Below are 19508 nucleotides of genomic sequence, written 5' to 3' on the forward strand. Positions count from 1 at the left end.
ACAGGGCTTGGGTGGTCTGCGGTGTGGGTTGGTCGAACAGCCCGGCTGCCTGCAATTGCACCAACAGCACCTGGCACAATAGTGTCTGCAAAGGCTCCAGCATCAGCCCGCCACGCAATTGCAGCGAGCCACGACCTTCGACGGCCATGGCAAACAGCGCGAGCATGTTTGCCATCCGTTGTGTTTCGCAAGGCATCACGCTGATCAGTTGCCGCGGGCATTCCAATGCCAGCGGCGTGCGCGCCTCCCGCCCCGTCCCTGCAACGCGCAGCCATGGCCGAGACAACGCCAGGTCAACCACCTCCATTGCCGCCGACAAACCGATCAAGCCGGCGCCTGTTTTCTCACGTAGCACTTGCAGAGCAGGCGAACCGGCCAATGCGCCTGCGTCCGCCCAGTAACCCCAGTCGATAACGGCGACCGCACAAGGCAAGTGCTGCGCCAAATAGCCGCCCAGTTCATCGATGAAACAACACCCGGCTGCATAGTTGCTCTGATTGGGCGATCGCTCGAAGGCATTGATCGAGGAGAAAAACACCAGGAAATCCAAGGGCGGTCGTTGCAGCGCCTGCTCCAGCGCCGCGCCGGTAGCGACCTTTGCCGCCAGCACCTGGCTGAACTCCTCGCGGCTCATACGTTGAACACTCTTGCCCCGCATGACCATGGCTGCATGGATCACGCCATGCACCTGGGCGTGCTGGCCATGCACCCAGTCCAGAGCCTCGCGCAACGCTTGCGGATCGCCCGCATCGGCAGGCAGGTAAATCGGGGCCGGCCCTTCACTCGCCAGACGCTCGATGTCGGCGCGGATGTTTTCGTCCAGAGGTCGCCGGCCTATCCAGTACACCTGAGCCTGGTAATCGACGATCAGGCGTCGCGTCCAGGCCACACCGATCCCGCCGGCACCACCGATGATGATGTAGCACCCACCCTTTCGGTAGACCGGAGGCGCCGCGCAATAATTGACCTCCCGCAGCACCTGGCAATACCACTGACCTTCGCGCCACGCCCCGCTCGCGCCTACCGGCAGGGCAGCCAGTGGCGCAAGCGACGGTGAAGCCGCCATCGGCGCCAGGGGCAGGTCCACCACGCGGACCTGCCACGTTGGGCACTCGTTCGCCAGCGTGCCCGCCAGACCGTGCACGGGCGCATGCGTGGGGTCATGGCGCTCGCCCGGCAGCACCTGCAGTGCCTGGCGAGTCACCACCAGCAACTCCAGCGGGTGCTCGCGCACCTTCAGCATCAACAGCCCCTGGCACAGCGCGAACAGCGCCATTACCCCGTGTTCCTGCGCAGCAGTGGCAGCCTGTGCAGACCAGGCTTCGCCGCTCGGGATCGGGGCCAGCCAGATCAGGCGTTCGAAAGCGCCGGCATTGCCGAGCGCGTCCCGCCATTGCTCTGCCGACCAATCCGATTGGCCTGCCAGCACGCTGGCCTGGGTGCTGCCAGCTGACCAGGCCTGTGCCTGTGCCGGGTCGGCGCTGATAATCAACGTGCGGCGCTGTGCCTCTGCATGCCCTTCTTCAACAGGGTGCAGCACACGCCATTCGACGCTGTGGACCTTGGCCTTGGGCGATTGCTCTTGTTGGACTGGGGTGGCCTTGAGTACAAAATCTTTGGCCGTGGCGCAAACGCGTCCGTCCTCGGCGATCCATTCAATATTGAATCGGCACTGCTGCGCGCCCGTCGTGGCAGCGCTGACATGCACCCAGTAGCGCTCAGGCAACGGAGCCGACAGCTGCAACTGGCCGACCGAAAATCCCAGCCTGGCTTGCTCACCGGATTGACGTATGGCCAAAAGCACCGCTGCTTGAAAAGCCGCATCGACAGCGGCGGGAGAAAACGGCAGGTCATCGGCCGCACCCGCAGGCACCACGACCAACGCCAGCAACGATTGATCACCTTGCAGGTGGCTGTCCTGCAACACCCGGTATGTTGGCCCATATGCCATGCCGACGTTGCGTAATTGCTCATACAGCACCTCCCGCGTCAGCCAGGCGTCAGGGTGAGCCCGCCTCAACGCGTGCACGTCACGCCGCACCTCATCAGTCTGGCCGGGCGCCAGTGTGCCGCTGCACAACGGATGCACCAGGCCCTCGACGCGCACCTCGAAATCGGTTGCCCCGGCGCTTGCTGGTCGCAGGCTCACACGCAGCAGCGCACCCTGTAGCGGCACGTCCAGGGCCTGCAGCCACGCCACCTGGCTGGCGCACCAGCCCCCCGCCGGCAGCGCCCCCCAGGCGCGAGCCGCGACCGCCAGCGTCACAGCCCCGGCGACCCGATGCTGGTCGGCAATCACATGGTCACCAATCGACGGGTCATGCCGTTGCAGGTGGTACTCCAGTAGATCGGTCGGCGCGGTGGGCAACCAGAAGCGGTCACGGGCGAACGGGTAACTCGGCAGGCCCAGGTGGTGGCGCGTCTGGTCACTGAACAGCACGCTGAACTTCACCGGCACCGCGCAGCAATAATGCTCGGCCAGCGTTTGCAGGTGGGCCAGGTAGGCCGACGGCTCGTGTGCCAGCGTCGGCAGTGCCTTGATCAGGCGTGCGGCATCAAGTTGGCGCACCGCTGCGCCCTCCTCGTCCATCTCAGGTGCCTGGACCTCGGCCTGCGAGGCAGCCAGTAGTTGAGCAATCAGCGTGTCGCGATCACTGACCACCCAGGCCTGCCGGCAGGCCAGGTGTTCGCGGCCGGTGAGCAATGCCTGGCTGAGTTGCGCCAGGCTGGCAGATGCGCCGGCACCCTGCAGCCAGTCATGCAACGCGCTGCATTGGCGGCGCAAGCTGGCCGGTGTCTTGGCCGATAATGCGATGAGCCAGCCGGGACGGGCCGCCACGTCGACCTCGGCACACGCGGGAGGTTGTTCCAGGATAAGGTGACCGTTGGTCCCCCCGAATCCGAAGGAACTGACCCCTGCCCTGCGTACCCCTGACGCTGGTTCCCAAGGCTGCAGGCGGGTCACCGGGTAGAAGGGACTGCCTTGCAGGTCGATCCGCGAACTGAGTGCAGAAAAATGGCAAAGGGGAGCCAGTTGCCCGGCCTTGAACGAGAGCAAGACCTTGATCACCCCCGCGACGCCCGCCGCCGCCTCCAAATGGCCGATATTGGATTTGGCCGAGCCCACCCCACAGGTCTGCGGTTCGCTTGCCTGCGGGCAAAATGCCTGGCGCAGGCCTTGGATCTCGATAGGGTCACCCTTGGGGGTGCCGGTGCCATGGGCTTCGATATAACTGACACTCGACGCCGGAATGTGCGCATCCCCAAGCGCCTGCTCTATCACCTGCGCCTGTGCCGCAGAGCTGGGGTAGGTCAGCGTATGGGTCTTGCCACAGTGATTGACCGCGCTGCCCTTGATCACGCCGTGGATCGGATCACCGTCCGCCAGCGCCTTGGCCAGGGGCTTGAGCAGCAGCAAACCGGCGCCCTCGCTGCGCACATATCCGTCCGCCGCTTCATCAAAACTCTTGCAGGCCCCCGTGGGGGACAACATGCCGGTTTTCGCAAACGCGATATGCCGGGTTGGTGTCAGCAGCAGGTTGACCCCGCCAGCCAGGGCCAGCTCGGTTTCACCCAGACGCAGTGACTGCACGGCATGATGGATGGCACTCAGCGAACCGGAACAGGCGGTGTCCACCAGCACGCTGGGGCCGTGAAGGTCGTAGAAGTGCGAAATACGGTTGGCAATCACGGCCGCTGCGTTGCCCGTGGAGTGATGGGCATCGATGGGCAACCCGGCGCTTTCCAGCAGTTGCTTGTAGTCATAATTGAACGCGGCAACGAACACCCCGGTGCGCGAGCCGGCCAGCGCGGACGGCACCACGCCTGCGTCTTCAAGGCAGGCCCAGCTCAGCTCCAGCATGATGCGTTGCTGGGGGTCCATGATCCGCGCACTGGCAGGCGCGATGCCGAAGAAGCGTGCGTCGAACGCATCGACCGCATCGATGCACCCGGCGTGACGTGCGTGACTTCTATCGTCTTCACTCGTGGGGTCGCCCCAGAATGCTCGCCAATCCCAACGGCTCGCCGGAATCTCCGTGACGCTGTCCCGCGCGTTCGCCAGGTTCTCCCAAAACTGCTGGTAGTCGCCCGCGCCCGGTACCCGGCAGGCCATCCCGATGATCGCGATATCACCGGGGTGACGATGCTTGCCGGCCTCCGCGGCATCGCCGACGCCTCCCTCAGTGTGCGTGTGCCCGGCCAGACGACGAATCAAGGATGACAGTCGATTCTTCATGTCCGCACACTCCCGGCCATGCGTAAGGGGGCGCCCTCGTAGGCGGGCCGCCCCCCCGTCTGCGCCGGCGCTGCGGGCGTCAGCATGGCGCGCAAGCGGGTGTTCAAATAAGCGGCGGCGGCGTTCATCAGCCGCTCGGCCACGAGGTCGACGTGCCGGTTGCGCCAGTCCTCCAGGTCGGTACCCTTGACCCATTGGTTAAACGCGCCCATCGAGGGCCCGCAATGCACCTGGTAATCAACGCGCTGCGCCTCGCTGCCAGTCATGGCCAAGCGTGTGCTGTGAATGAAATACCAGCGGAACACCAGCGCCATTTTGTGCTTGGGGTTGCTAAGAGCCTTGTCGATTTCCTGCGGCGCAACCTTGCTGTAGTAGGCACGCGTTTCTTCGAAGACTTCATCAAAGCTACGCTTGAAGAAACTGTCCTGAATCTGCCGGGCGGTCTTTTCATCCAGCTCGTCCAGTGAGTCGTAACGACGCCACAGGTCGTAGAGTTTGTTGGCCCGTGCCGGGAAAAACACCCCGCGCTTGAGTACCTGTACCCTGGCACCCAGTTCGAACATGTCACCGGCAGGCGCGTAATCGGTGTCCTGCACGTTGATGTCCTGCAGCAGAGTCTTCACCACATCGCTGGTACCGGCCTCGGGCGTGCATTGGTTGATCGAACCGGTCACCACAAAGTCGGCCCCCAGCATGAAGGCCGCCGCCACAGACTCGGGTGAGCCGATGCCGCCTGCGGCCCCCACCCGTACCCGTTCGGTATACCCGGCAGCCTGGCATAGGCTGTCACGCAAACGGATGATCGTCGGCAGCAAGACCACGGTGACGCCCATGTCGGTATGCCCACCGGAATCGGCCTCTACGACCAGATCGTCCGCCATCGGCACCGACTGCGCCCACTGCGCCTGCTCGGGCGTCACCAGCCCTTGCGCAAGCAGCTTTTCCACCACCCGCGCAGGTGCCGGATCAAGAAACTGCTGGGCCACCTCCGGCCGCGAGACTTTGGCGACGATCCGGTGGCGCGCCTCGATCCGGTCACCCACCTTGATCAGGCCGCGCAGCCGGTACAGCGCCAGCGCCGGGGTGATTTGCATGAAGGCCGCGGCTTCTATCACCGTAACGCCTTTACGCATGAACAACTCGACCAGCTCGATTTCCTTGTGGGGGTTGGACAGGTTGCAGACCAGGTTCATGCCGAAAGCGCGCGGTTGGGTGCGTTGAGCGATTTCGACAATGGCCTGTTCGACCGCTGCGGTACTCAAGCCGCCCGCGCCGAAGAACGCCAGATACCCTGAGTTGACAAGCTTGACCACCAGTTCCACCGACGCGATGCCCTTGTACATGCCACCGGCCATATAGGCATACCGCAGGTTGTAGGCCTGGCGGAATGCGGCGCTCCCCAACCCCTCGGCTGTCAGCGCCAGGCCCGGCACGCCGTCGTCATGCCGCGCAGCCAAAGGCAGCGGTGCAACCACGGCAGATGCCACGACTGGCGGGGCTGGCGAACGGTTTTTTTCGATTTTCGCTTGCAGATTGGTCAATACATTGCCGGGGCCGATCTCCTTGAACTGGGTGATGCCGGCCTGCAGTAAATACTCGATGCTTTCGACCCACTGCACCGATGACGTCATTTGCCGCGCCAACTGGCTGGCGATAGCTTCCTGCTCATAAGGGCGTGCGTCGACATTGGCGATCACCGGCAGCGTCAGGGGCTTGAAGGTCACACGGGCCAGCTCAGCCGCAAACGCTTCTTGGGCGCCACGCATGTAGCGGGAGTGGAAAGGCGCGCTGACATTCAACGCGACACAAATACCCGAGGCGTCTTCAATCTGCGTACGCACGCTTTCCAGTGCGTCGAGCGGTCCGGCCAATACGGTCTGTTGCGGGGCATTGAAGTTGGCGAAATCCAGCTGTGTACTCCCAGCCTGGCGCAACACCTGTTTGATCGTCGCAAGATCCAGATTCAGCACAGCCGACATGCCGCCCCCGGTGGCCTCGGACATGAGTTCGCCGCGCCGCTTGACCAGGCGCAATCCGGTTTCGAAGTCATAGGCGCCGGCGGCAAACAAAGCGCAGAACTCGCCGAGGCTGTGCCCGAGCACATAGTCGGGGGGCGCGGCATCGCCAGCCTGAGCCAGGTACGACAGTACATTGACCACATACAGGGCAGGTTGGGTGAAGCGGGTCTGGCCAAGTTCGTTGCGCGGATCGTTTTCGCACAGCTCACGGATCGAGTAGCCCAGCACGCGATCGGCACAGGCCGTCAGTTCGGCAAAGCGTTCGAACAAGCCCTCACCCATTCCGCGAAACTGCGAGCCTTGCCCGGGAAACATGTACACCGTTTTGCTTTGTTTCATAGCCATGATCTCCGCGCTGACAACGCGCTGTGCCGAAGAAGTGATGCGCCGCTCGAAGGAGCGTGCCGAGGTATCGAAGGGACTCAGAATGAGGCTGTCGGTGGATGCCGAGTGGGCACTGCGACAGCGTTTGGCGAAATTGGCCATCGATCCGGACGGGCCGGCGTCGAGGTATTCATGGGGGCCCAGGCCTTCAAGGTATTCAATGGCGGGGGCCAACTGCAGTGTCGAGCGCACCACATGCCACAGGTGCTCGGGGGCGAACTGGCTGACGGGGCCGCCAAGGGTTGACGAGACATAGCCCATCCGCGGTGTGCGCAGTTGCAATGCCTGGCTGGTTTGAATGAATGCGTCGCGCAATGGATCCATGTGCGAAGAATGAAATGGGCGGTTCACATCAAGCCTCTGAAACACCACGTTGCGCCGCGCCAACTGCATTTCCGCCGCCGCCAATGCAGAGACTGTCCCGCTGATGACCAGATGTTGCGGATAGTTGATCGCCGCCAGCTCAACCTCGATGCCGTCGGCCTGCAATTGCTCGAACACGGCGATATCGGCCAGTACGGCGGTCATCCCTCCCGCCGGGCAATGCTCATGGAATAATCGAGCCTGACGAACCACAAAGCCCAACGCCTGCTCGGCGTCAAGCGCACCACTTACAGCCGCCGCAGCCACTTCTCCCAGGCTGGAGCCGAGTACATGGTCGGGGTATACACCGTGCTCGATCAGCGACTGCGCCAACGCATACTCGACCATGAAGATGGCCGGGTGCGTCACCAGAATGTCGTCCAGCGCCGCTGCCTGGGGCTGGTCGCCATACAACCCATCCAGCACCGAATACCCGCCGGTTTGTCGCACGACCTCATCCAGCGCGCGCATGTGCCGGCCAAACCCGGCGTGCCGCTCATACAGCGCCCGCCCCATGTGACGGTATTGCGACCCCTGTCCTGAAAACATAAAAACAATGGACACGCTGGTTTCTCCTATGAACTGCTCAAACCCGGGCACGGCCGCGCCCTTGAGGCGGAGCCTTGCCGCTCCACCTTCAGAATTCGCCTGCGCGTCGCCCTTGGGACTTACCACCCGGTGTATCAAGGTGCAGGCGTAGCGCACGCGCCAAGGTATGGACGTTGCCCGGGTTGAGCATCGACATATGGCCACCGTCCACCGTGGCCACATGGGGGCTCGCGGTCAGGTAGGCGCAATAGCGCGCCAGGGTGTGGGGAAGACTGCTTGCGCCGAGAATGCTTTGCGCCGCGATGATCACGCAGGTGTCGCCGGTGAAGGTGTGGGTGGGGCGATAGTCGACACTCATGGCGATCTGCGCCGCCAGCCATGCACCCGGACCCTGTGCGGGGCCCTGGTTGAGGCTGGCATCACGCATCAGCTCGCGTACCTGCTTGAGGGACACCACGGCGCCTTTGTCCTGGGCGTCCAGCAGGCGTGCGCAGAGCGGTGTATCACCCAGGAAGTAGCGCAACTGCGCGCTGGTCAACACCTCACCTTGAAGCTCTTGAGGCACATAGAAAAAGCTGTCGAGCATGAACAACTGCACCTGGCGTCCGCGTGCCTGGAGTTCAACCGCCACCTCGAAAGCCACGCTGGCCCCAAAAGAGTGTCCGAGCAAACGGACGACACCAGCGGGGCAGCGACGGGTGACGGTATGAACATGCGCAGCGACCATGCGCTGCATCGACAGATCTGGCGGTGCCTGCGTATCCAGCGGTGGGTACTCCAGCACCTGCAACTGCGCGACATCGCCAAGGGCCGCGGCCAATGCATGAAAAGACTGCGCGCCCGCACCCGCGGCGGGGAAACAGAAGAGCCCTTGCTCGCCAGCGTGATTGAGCAGCGTCACGACCGGGGCGGGCTCACGCAACGGCGACGCAGGCATGCGGCTGAGCGCGGACGCTGGCGAGTCCGCGCCCGCCAGCGAACGCCAATCCACGTCCAGGCCCTGGGACCACAGCTGCAATAACGGCAAGGTGCCGCCTTGATCCAGCCAGCCCTGCACTTGATCGGCCAGGCCTGGCAATGCCATGACGCGATTGAGCACACTGGCATCGACCTCGGCGTTACCCACTTGAGCGTAAGCGCTGTGCTCATCGGTTTGCAGATAGGCGCGCAACTGCTCGGCCAATGCCTCCAGGCTGACCACACTGAGCCCCAACCGTACGGGCATCAAGCCACTGCCGGCCTGGGTCACCCTGGCGAGGGTGTGCAGGTCCACGTCATGGTCGGCCTGGCCGTCGATCAGGTGCAACAAGTTGTCCGCCACCTGCCGTAACTGCGCCGCACTGCCGGCCGATAACAGCACCACGACCGGGCTTTGCCGGTCGGCCCGTTGCTCAGGCTCCGCCAGGGTAACCACGCGTTGAGGAGCCGGGCGCTCCTGCACCTGCGGCACCCGCAGCGAAGCCGGCTCTGCGCCATGGCGCTGCGCCTGTACCTGAGCCACCAAACCGGCCACGGTCGCATCTTCCAGAACACTCCCGGGGTCGAGTTCGACGCCGTAGGTACTGCTGATCTGTGCCAACAGTTGAGTCAGCAGTACCGAGTCGAAACCGAAGTCATGCAGATCGGTGTGCGGGTCGATATCGCCCGCGACGGTTTTCAACGATTGACACACCAATGCCACCAACTCATCGAGCAGCGCTGTATCAGCAATTACCCCACCGCCAGCGCTGGGCTGGCGCTCGATATCGGCACACGCCATCACCACCTGGATGTCGGCAATCGCGGTGGTCAATTCAACCACGTTGCCAAAAGCCTGGAACGTATCGGCGGCCAATTGGATATCGAAGCGTTCGTTGAGCAGCCCGGTCATTTGGACACTGCTCACCGAGTCCATCCCGTAGTCACTCCAGGGATCATCATCGCCGATGTCCTCCAAACGCACTTTGAGGGCCTCGGCGACCACTTCCCGCACGCCCTGGGCAACCTGCGCCCGGGTCAAGCCCGGTGCCGGCGGCTGCGATTCGGCCATCCGCGCCCCTTGCAGGTGCGCCGCCAGTGCTTGCAGCGTCGGATGCTCAAACAGCGCCGCGGTACCCAGTTCGAGTGTGTAGGTGCGATTGATGGCGGTTGCCAGCTCGGTCAGCATCACCGAGTCAAAGCCCATGTCCGCAAATGCCGTGGTGTCGTCGATCTCTTGCGCGTCGACTTTGAGGATCTGCCCGACCAGCCCACGCAAAGTATCGCTTGGGTCCACCTGACTGCGCGGTGCCACGGCAGCGGCAACCCCCACGCCAAGCCCGGCTACCAGTGCCTCGAAGGTGGCGCCCTGCCCTGGCAGTACCAACCAGCGTGCGCCGCCTTGGTGGATGATATGGCGCAGCACCTGTAGTCCCTGCGTCGTCGCCAAAGGCCGCAGGCCGGTTGCCTTGGTCATCGCGCCCATGTGCTCAGGGCTCAACTGCATGCCTCCGTCCTCCCACAGCGGCCAGTCGATCGCGATGGTATGGCCCTGTCGAGTGCCGTCAGCCACCTGTCGATTACGATATTCAGCGAATTGATCCATGAACGCGTTGGCGCAGGCATAGTCGCTTTGACCCGCATTACCCAAGGCACCCGCGATGGAGGCAAAGGCCAGGAAGAACTCCAGGGGCTGGTCTTGCGTCGCGCAGTCCAGGTTCCACAGGCCGTCAACCTTGGGCAGCAACACCTGGCGCAGGTGCTCGGCCGATTTGTTCCTGAGCAACCCATCCTGACGACAGCCGGCGATGTGCAGCACACCCGTGAGCGATCCCACGCGAGCTGATACTTCCTGCACAAGTGCGCGTAAAGCTGTCGCGTCCGCGAGGTCGGCCGTGCGATGCAACACCTGCGCGCCCAAGCTCTCGAGTTGCTCGATATGGGCCGCCATGTCGTCATCCGGCACTCCACGCCCCACCAGTACCAGGCTCACGCCCTCTGCTGCGCGGGCGATATCCAGCGCGATGCTGCGTGCCAGGGCGCCAGAAGCTCCCGTGAGCAGGTAAACCCCCGTAGGTTTCCACGGCGCGGCACCCGGCTCGGCCGGCAGTTGTTCGTCAGGCCGGCGCTGCCAGCTGGCGCTGAACAGTTGACCATCACGACGGTGCAGGGCGAGTTCCGCATCTGCGGTGCAGGCGCTCTGCAGCAGTGGCGGCAACGCATCGCCCGGCTGCAGGTGGAGCAGTTGCACCCGCAATGAAGTTTGCTCGCGGGCAAATGATCGCAGCAGCCCGAACAACCCGGCGAACAGGCCTGAGCTATCGTCGTCGGCGACGACCAGTTGCGCCAGGCAACCTTGCCCGTCGTGCGGTAATTGGCGCAGGTGCTCGCTCAATGCTTGCGCGGCCCGGCAGTAGCGCTCAGGCAATGTCAGCCCCTGATCATCGCCGGATTCGAGCAGTACGCATTGGGCTTGGGGAAAGTGCTCGGCAACCTGGGCGGCGTAAGCTTCGCTGCCCGGGCACAGGTAAATCCGGTGAGCGTGTGAAAGGCCGGCCCAAGCAGGTTCGACAAATGCCTCAAGGCCGGGTGTCATCAAGGCCAGGCTGGGCGGCGCAGGCGCTCGTGCCATGACCCGTGAGCGCAGGCCATGCAGATGCACACAGGGCTCGCCTTGAGCGTCGAACACCTCCACATCGAAGGCAAAGCTGCCACGACCGCCACCCGATGTGTGTGCAGTAAGCCTCACCCAGGCGGGTGTGCGCCTGGAACGGCCCAGAGTCAATTGCTCCAGGGAGAAAGGCACCTGGGGCCCTTGCGATGACTCACTGCCTGTGGTGAAACCCATGGCTGCCTGCAGTGCACTGTCGAGCAGACAAGGATGCAAGCGGAACTCATCACCCGGCTTGAGGAAGTCTGGCAAGCGCACATGCCCCAGCACTTGCTCGGCGCCGCCACGCAAGGCATGCAGGCCCTGATGGCCAGGGCCATATTCGATACCAACGGCGGCAAAATGGCGATAGAACTCGGTGGTCGACGCCGCGCCTTGCGCCAGCGCCGCGAGTGCGTTCACGTCCAGGTGGGCCAGGGGGGCGGGCTCTGCAGGCACCGACGCCTGGCCGCGGCAATAGACCTGGCGCACCGGTTCGCCCCCCGGCTCACGGGTAAGCCAGGCAAAGAACTCGAACTCCCAACCGCTGCCCTTACGAGCCTGTTCCACAGCCAGGGTAAGGGTGACTGGATCGTTAAAGCACTCGAAGGGGCGCACCCACAGGATGCTGTTCAGGGCCAGGTCGGCTTGCCCAGAAACCCGCGAAAGCGCCGCCAGCGCCATTTCGAGGTAGACCACGCCCGGCAGCACCTTGCGCCCGTTGACACGGTGGTGGTCGAGAAAAAATTCGTCGCCGCAAAACTGCGCTTCAAATTGCTGGCTGTCACCTGCCGTGATCTGTCGTGACAGCAGCGGATGCGGGCCGTCGCCGGGTGCAGCGAAGCGCCCGAGCACTGCAGTCTGCGGCGCAGGTGGCACCCAGCAGCGTTCCCGAACGAACGGGTACAGCGGCAGGCTGATTCGGGCCGGCTGGAACCCTTGATACAACTGCGCCCACTCGACCTGACCGCCGCTGACCCAGTGACGCATCACCGCCTGGTTATCGTCCATGGCCGGCGATTGCACTGGCACCGCCGTTTCGCCCGCACGCAGGCGTACCGGCTTGAGCGCCTGGCCGATGAGCACGTCGGGATGCTGGGCCCCGTCTGCCAACGCAACCAAGCGTTCCTTGAGCACCTGCACTGATTGGGCCGTGAACGCGGCCCGCGCGTCCAGGGCTTCGCGGCCCACCTGCAAGGTGTAGGCAAGATCATGCAAACCCGCCAGGTCGCAGGCCAGTGGCGTTTGCTCCAGGCGCCCCAGCAACAGCGCCGCTACCGCCTGCAGGCGCTCATGCGTGCGTGCCGACAGCACGATGAGGACGTCGCTCGGCAACGTCGGTACGTGGGTGTGGGCCTGCGCCTGGGGGGAATACTCCTCGACCACCAGGTGCGCGTTCGAACCGCCGGCACCAAATGACGAAATACCTGCACGGCGCGGTTGCACAGCATCGGCGGCGCCCTTGGGTAGCCAGGGCTCCAGGGTTTGTTGGACGTGAAACGGGCTGCCGGCAAAATCAATATTGCGATTGAGCTGCGTGGAGTGCAGCGACGGCACCAACTGGCGGTGCTTGAGCTGCAACAAGACCTTGGTCAGGCCGGCTATCCCCGCGGCGCTTTCACAATGGCCGATATTCGATTTGATCGAGCCGATGGCGCAGGTTTGCGGTTCAAAGCCGTCAGCTTCGAACACGGTGCGCAAACCTTCGATTTCGATCAGGTCGCCTAGGGCCGTGCCGGTGCCATGCGCTTCTATGTAGCTCAGGTCGCTGGACGCCAGGCCGGCCTGGTGCAACGCCGAACGCACGGCCACGGCCTGGGCCGACGATTTGGGCACGGTAAACCCGGTCGCCCGTCCGCCATGGTTGATTGAACTGCCCTTTATCACTGCATGGATACGGTCGCCGTCGGCGATGGCCTGGGGCAACGGTTTGAGCAACACGGCGCCCACGCCTTCGGCCGGCACATAGCCGTCGCCCCCTTGGCCAAAGGTCTTGCAGCAACCCACACTGGACGCGAAACGGCCCTGGGCATGCAGCAGGTACTTGTTGGGATGGATCGACACATTAACGCCACCGGCAATGGCGTACTCCGACTCGCCACTGCGCAGGCTCTGACACGCCAGGTGAATAGTGGTCAGCGAGGATGAGCACATGCTGTCGAGCGTGAGGCTGGGGCCGCGAAAATCACAGAAGAATGACACGCGGTTGGCGATGGAGGCAGGCAGTGCGGCGACCAGCGTCTGTGCGGTGCTGAAGGCGGTGTATTCGGTGTACTGAACGCCAACATAGACGCCAACCCGGCCTTTGGCGCTCAAGCTCTGGCGTGTGTAGCCGGCGTCCTCGAGCACGTGGTAGGCGCACTGCAGAAACAGGCGCTCCTGCGGGTCCATGATCTCGGCTTCACGCGGTGAAATGTTGAAAAAGCGCGGATCGAATTCATCGACTCCACGCAGGAAGCCGCCCCACTTGCTGTAGGTCTTGCCGGAGACACCCTTGGATGGGTCATAGATCGCGTCGTGGTCCCAACGTTGCGAAGGGACCGTGGTAATGCAATCGCGACCCAGCTTGAGGTTTTCCCAAAGCTCCTCGATATTTTCGGCCTGGGGATAGCGGCCCGCCAGCCCGATAATCGCAATGTCGAAAGCATGCGGGTGGGTATCCGACCCGGACGCATTGCCGGCATTCTCATTGCTGTCGAAGTCTTTGACCATGTTCAGTATCGACCCTTGGAGAATTCTTGAGGAATGGCCGCCAGGCGACCCCACATCATTCTCAACTTACAAGAATTCGATCCTGACCAAACCTATGAGCGGTTATAGGTTTGCCCACACGGCCAAGGTAGCCCGCCGGTTTCAGGCATCACTCACCCGTTGCAACAATGTCTGGCAGCGCAGCCCATCGGCATTGGCAGTCAACATCACCAGGCCGCCATGCACCTGCTGCGCACGCGCCTGGTAATCGCACAGGTTGATCAGCGAATCAGCGGAAAAACAATGCCCCACCCGCGTCACGTTATCCACATACAACTGTGTACCGCTCACCCCCTGCCGGCCTTCCTTGATCTTGAGCACTGGCAGGAACACGTTGCTGCACACCACCTGTTCCAGGTCCGCCGTATTAATCTGCTGGCGGTGCATAAACTGCTCATGCACCTCACGGAACAGCCGGGTGTCATCCTCCTTGGGGTCGTGTGCCAGCCCGGCATTTGACCTGGCCAGGCTGCCGAGCATCTCGAAGCCGCGGCGGCGCCCTGAAGTCACCAGGCAACTGGCAGCACCGTCACTGAACAACGCGTAATGCTGGAACCGGAAAGCTTCGTCTTCGATACGATTGGCCGAGACCACCAGCACATTGTCCAGCCCGGCCAATACCTGGGCGCGGGCGACCTCAAGGCCTGCCAACAGCATGGTGCAATCGCCCCATGTCACGCCCAGCGGGAAGGCGCGAGCCAGTTGCAGCTCGCGCAGCAGCGGCAGATAGTCCACCACCTGGCCCGACTCGAAATTGCTGCTGCACACCACCAGCGCATCAATGTCACAGCCCCGTAAGCCGCTGCTGGCCAATGTGCTGGCGACTGACTCAACCAGCAGTTCGCCGACCGAGCGTGTCGTACGCCAGTAGGTGCCCCAGCCAAACACACTGGCGAAATCGGGCATGCTGTGTTGCTTGCACACCGCCTCGAAAGAAGCCGCGTCGCGATAATCATGGGCCTGTTCACCCAAGACATAGGCGGTGGAGGCCAAATAGGCAGTTCTCATCGTTACTTACCTGCGACATTCAAAGTCATGTTGCTACCGCTGCGCCAACACGTCTTCGACCACTGCGCAAGCGCTGTCAGCCGCCAAGGCGCCACTCTGCACCTGGTTCAGGATCGTATCGAGCAAGTCATCGGAGCTGTGTACAACCTGCACCCGGCGATCGACCTCATCCGCCAGGGACTTGAGCGTGGGCCAGGTGTAGATCGCGTCGGCCGCTAGTTGAATGGAAAAGTGCCGGCTGACCCCGCGCATCCATTGTGTGCCTGTGACCGAGTCCATTCCCAGGTCCAGGAACTGCGCGCCACTGCGCAACTGCCCAGGGTCGAGAAACAACAGTTCACCCAGGCTTTGCTTGAGGTAGTCCTGGATCGACTCGCGTTGCGCACTTGCCTGCGCGCCAGGCTGCGGTGCCGATGCCACTGGCTCGCGCTGGACCGGCGCAGCCGTTGCTTGAGTTGGCTGAAGCTGGGTGCCCACCCATTGCGTAAAGGCCTTGAATACCGGATAGGTATAAATGCCGTCGGCGGGAATCTTCAACTGGTAGTGCTTGTTGATTTCACGGATCCATTGCGCGGCGATCACCGAGTCCAGACCCAACTCCAGGAAGCGGCTGCCGTCGCGTATTTGGCCTGGCTCGCAATACAGCATGGCCGCCAGGCTCTGGCGCAGGAACTGTGCACATTCGTCGTCGGCCACTGGGACGACCGGCGCCGCCTTGGCCGCTAAAGGCGCGGGTTGGCTGAGTATCCGCGGCGCGGGCGGCACGATGGGTGCGCTATCAGCCACAGGCAAAGTATCCAGTGCACGCAGGCGAATCTTGCCGCCCTGCGCCACGGACGCCACAGACTCAACCGAGACCGCCACCTCACTCGGCGCCCAATAACGTTGCCGGGCAAACGGGTACGTCGGCAGGCCAAGGCGCGCTGGACGGTGCGAGTGATACAGCGGTGACCAGTCAACCGCTTCGCCTTGCACCCAGCGACGCAGGATGCCCCCCAAGTCAGCCTGGTCGAACATCTGCCGAATGGCGGCGCAGGCTTGCTCACTGGGACGCGTCGCCAGGCTGTGCGCCTCGGGAAGGCAGCCGGACCACCAGGACGGCCCCTCTAGCGCGCCATCGATAAAGGCGCGCAGCTCACGCACCAGTTCGTCGCCCGAAGTGACCAACAGCGCCACCCGCCACTCCCAGGCCTCGCGCCCCACTTGCAGCGTGTAGGCCAGGGCTTGCAGGTCCGGCTCGCGATTGGCCGCAGCGTCCAACCACCAGTCCACGAGCTGCTGCGCCACCTCCAGCAAGGCTTCGCGAGAGCGTGCAGAGAGAACGATGGGTAACGGCGCAGTCACTGTCATCGCCGCGTGAGCAGCTTGGGCCAGCGGCGCCTCGCTGACGATCAGGTGAGCATTGGCCCCGCCGGCGCCAAAGGAGGAAATGGCAGCCATGCGCAGGCCCGGGACGCCATCGGAGCCGAGCGGGCGCTCCCAGGGTGCCAGCGTACGCTGCACACGAAAGGGGGTTTCGCTGAAGTCGATATTGGGATTGAGCGTTTCAGCGTGCAGTGAGCTCACCAGCAGTCCGTGCTTCATTTGCAGCAATACCTTGGTCAACCCGGCGATGCCCGCAGCGCTTTCGCAATGGCCGATATTGGACTTGACCGACCCCAAGGCGCAGAACTGCCGGTCCGGCGTGTAAGCCCGCCACGCACGGGACAGGCCGGCCACCTCGATCGGGTCGCCCAACACCGTACCCGTGCCGTGAGCTTCTACATAACCGATCTGCCGCGGCTGCACGTTCGCCTGGCGCAAGGCACGGCTGATCACCGCGGCCTGGGCTGCCGGATTAGGCACTGCATAACCGTTGGTTCGCCCGCCATGGTTGATGGCACTCCCGCGAATCACTCCATAAATACGGTCGCCATCGGCCTGGGCCTGATGCAGCGGTTTAAGCAGTACAGCCCCCACACCCTCACTGGGCACGTAACCGCTGCCACTGGCACCGAAGCTTTCACAGCGGCCACGTCGGGAGGCAAATTTGCCTGCCCCCAGCATGAGGAACTTGGCGGGGTGAATCGATACATTCACGCCTCCGGCCAGCGCTACTTGGCATTCGCCACTGTGCAGGCTCTGGCAGGCCAGGTGAATAGTCGTCAGTGAGGACGCACACATCGCATCGATGGCCATGCTTGGCCCATGGAAACCGTTGACGAACGAAACGCGATTGGCAATCGACGATGGGCTCATGGACAGCACCAGCGGCCGCCCCTCGGCAGTCTGTTGCGCCCCATACAGTTGGTACTCTTCGTACGTTACGCCGACGAATACACCGACCATGCCCTCGGCATCTTCGTGACGGGCGCTGGCTGCCAGGCCCTGGCGGGTATAACCGGCGTCTTCAATGGCCTCGTGAGCGGTCTGCAGGAACAAGCGCTCCTGGGGCTCCATGGCCATCGCTTCACGCGGCGAGATACCGAAAAACGCCGGATCAAATTCAGCCACTCCATCAATGAACCCGCCCCAGCGCGCGTAGGTCTTGCCCGGCGCGTCTTCATCAGCGCTGTAATAACGGGAGTGGTCCCAGCGCTCGGTGGGAATCTCACTGATACAGTCGCGCCCTTGGCTGAGTACCTGCCAAAACTCTTCCAGGGTGCGGGCCTGGGGATAGCGCCCGGCAAGGCCGATGATGGCGACGTCAAAGCGTTGCGACGTCTCCTTGGCGGATGCAGGCGATTGCGCGGCGTCGGCAGGCACGGGGTCGTGGCTGGCAATACCGGCCACCCGCGCCTCATCGGGGCCTGACGCCAGCGTGCCCGCTACGTCGGCGACCAGCGCCACCAACGTCGATGCATGCTCGCGACACAGGTATGCGGCCAAGGCGCGCAGCGTCGAATACTCAAAGAACAAGGTTTTGGGCAGCGCGCCGAATTGCGCCTCCAGCGCGGCGGTGATCGTCATGACCATCATCGAGTCCAGCCCGTAGCGCTCCAGCGGCTCATCACTGTCCAGACGATCCTCCGGCCATTGCACCACAGGGGATAGCACCCGTTTGAGCACTTGCAACGCATGCTCGAGCAGCACTTGCGCTGAGGCGGTGCCGGCCACGGCACGCGGCGCAGTGCCGGCGCGTGGCTGGGCAGGCAGGTGGGCCACCAAATCGTCGAGGCAACGCACTTGCCGATAAACCAATGGCGACACCTCAAGCCCGCATTCGCGCTCAAGTGCCTGGATCAATTGATTAAAGCGCGCCTGATCCAACCCATAGCTATCAAAGTCGTGGTCACCCTCAAGCTCGCTGGTCGCGATGCCGAGCACTTGCCCCGCCAACCTTTTCACCACGTCAAGCATGCGTGTATCAGCGGGCAGCGTCGCCTCGTTCGACAGCGGATGCAGACGCCGGCGCAGGCGCTGTTCATCCCCTTCTATCACCACGATTCGGCACGCATCACTGTCCATCACTTGATGAAACGCCGCAACGCCGTGTTCGCGACTCAACGGGATCATGCCCGACTCACGCTCCAGCAACGCACTGGCCTGTGCATCCAATTGCATCCCGCCGTCGCGCCACAGCCCCCAGGCAATCGAAACGGTTCGGCCTCGACGCTCGCCCATCTGGACCTGCTGGGTGCGCTGTTCGGCGAACCCATCCATGAAGCCGTTGGCCGCCGCGTAGAACGCCTGGCCCGGGTGCCCGACGGCTGCCGCGGCGGATGAAAACAGCACGAAACAGTCCAGGTCGCAGTGACGCGTCGCCTGATCGATCGACCAGGTACCGCCCACCTTGGCCGCCAGCACCCCATCGCCGTGTTGGTGTTTGAAATTACGCAAGAACTCATCGTGCAGCGTTCCTGCACAATGCAGCACACCATTGAGCGCACCGTACTGGGCTTGCACATCAGCCACGAGCCGTTCGGTAGCCGCCTCGTCACTGATATCGACTTGCTCATAGCTGACCTTGCCGCCCATGCGCCGCAGGGCATCCAGCCGATCCTGGCCGGCCTGGCCCAAGGGGGAGCGCCCCACCAGTACCACGGTTGCGCCTTCGACACGGCTGAGAATATCGGCGGCGAAACACTGCGCCAACCCGCCCATTCCCCCTGTCAGCAGATAGACACCCGCGTTCTTCCACCTACAGCGGTGCGTATCATCCAGTACTGTCGCCTGCGTCCACTGACGGGCATGACCACCTTGAGCGTCGAACCGCAACCACGGATGAACCTCCAGGGCCGCAGCCTGCTCCACGGCGTGCCGAACCTGCGTAAAAGTGAAGCTCTGGTCGATTTCAACCAACTGCGTTCGCAGCTTGCTGCTTTCAAGTTGCGCCGACCTCAGCAGCCCATGAATGCCACTCAGCCACGCAGACCGATTGACGGGTATTACCACTTGTACCGAGATAACTTCGTGCGCCGCATCGACAATGATCTGGCGCAAATGCTCAGCAATTTGCCCGACACAGTGCACGTAGCGCTCTGTCGGCAAGCCCTTTGGCGTCAGCACCTGCCACCCTGGATGATCCGACCGTTCTCCAGGCCACTCACACAGGATGACGTGGCGCCGCCGAGGCGGCGCCGCCGCCGGTGAGGCCTGCACCGGCTGCCAG

The 19508-nt window shown here is 63.3% G+C and carries 5 protein-coding genes; all 5 read right to left on the bottom strand.

The features are described from left to right. On the bottom strand, positions 1 to 4237 hold a 4237-nt coding region (locus E3O56_RS02740), incomplete at its 3' end, for an SDR family NAD(P)-dependent oxidoreductase (RefSeq protein WP_248127789.1). Then, a complete protein-coding gene (fabD, locus tag E3O56_RS02745) occupies positions 4234 to 7566 on the bottom strand; it encodes an ACP S-malonyltransferase (RefSeq protein ID WP_248127791.1) in 3333 nt (1110 codons plus the stop codon). The genes E3O56_RS02740 and fabD, both read right to left, overlap by 4 nt. A 73-nt stretch (positions 7567 to 7639) precedes the next feature. Continuing rightward, entirely contained in the window at positions 7640 to 13870 is a 6231-nt protein-coding gene (locus E3O56_RS02750; RefSeq protein ID WP_248127793.1) for an SDR family NAD(P)-dependent oxidoreductase, read from the bottom strand. A 141-nt stretch (positions 13871 to 14011) separates the two neighbouring features. Beyond that, positions 14012 to 14917: a hypothetical protein gene (locus tag E3O56_RS02755; RefSeq protein WP_216090984.1), complete on the bottom strand. Its 906-nt coding sequence runs from the start codon at positions 14915 to 14917 to the stop codon at positions 14012 to 14014. A gap of 33 nt (positions 14918 to 14950) precedes the next feature. Beyond that, entirely contained in the window at positions 14951 to 19405 is a 4455-nt protein-coding gene (locus E3O56_RS02760) for an SDR family NAD(P)-dependent oxidoreductase (RefSeq protein WP_248127796.1), read from the bottom strand. Between the last annotated feature and the right edge of the window lie 103 nt (positions 19406 to 19508).

This window comes from Pseudomonas sp. W2Aug9 (genome assembly GCF_023127755.1).
GTDB lineage: Bacteria > Pseudomonadota > Gammaproteobacteria > Pseudomonadales > Pseudomonadaceae > Aquipseudomonas > Aquipseudomonas synxantha_A.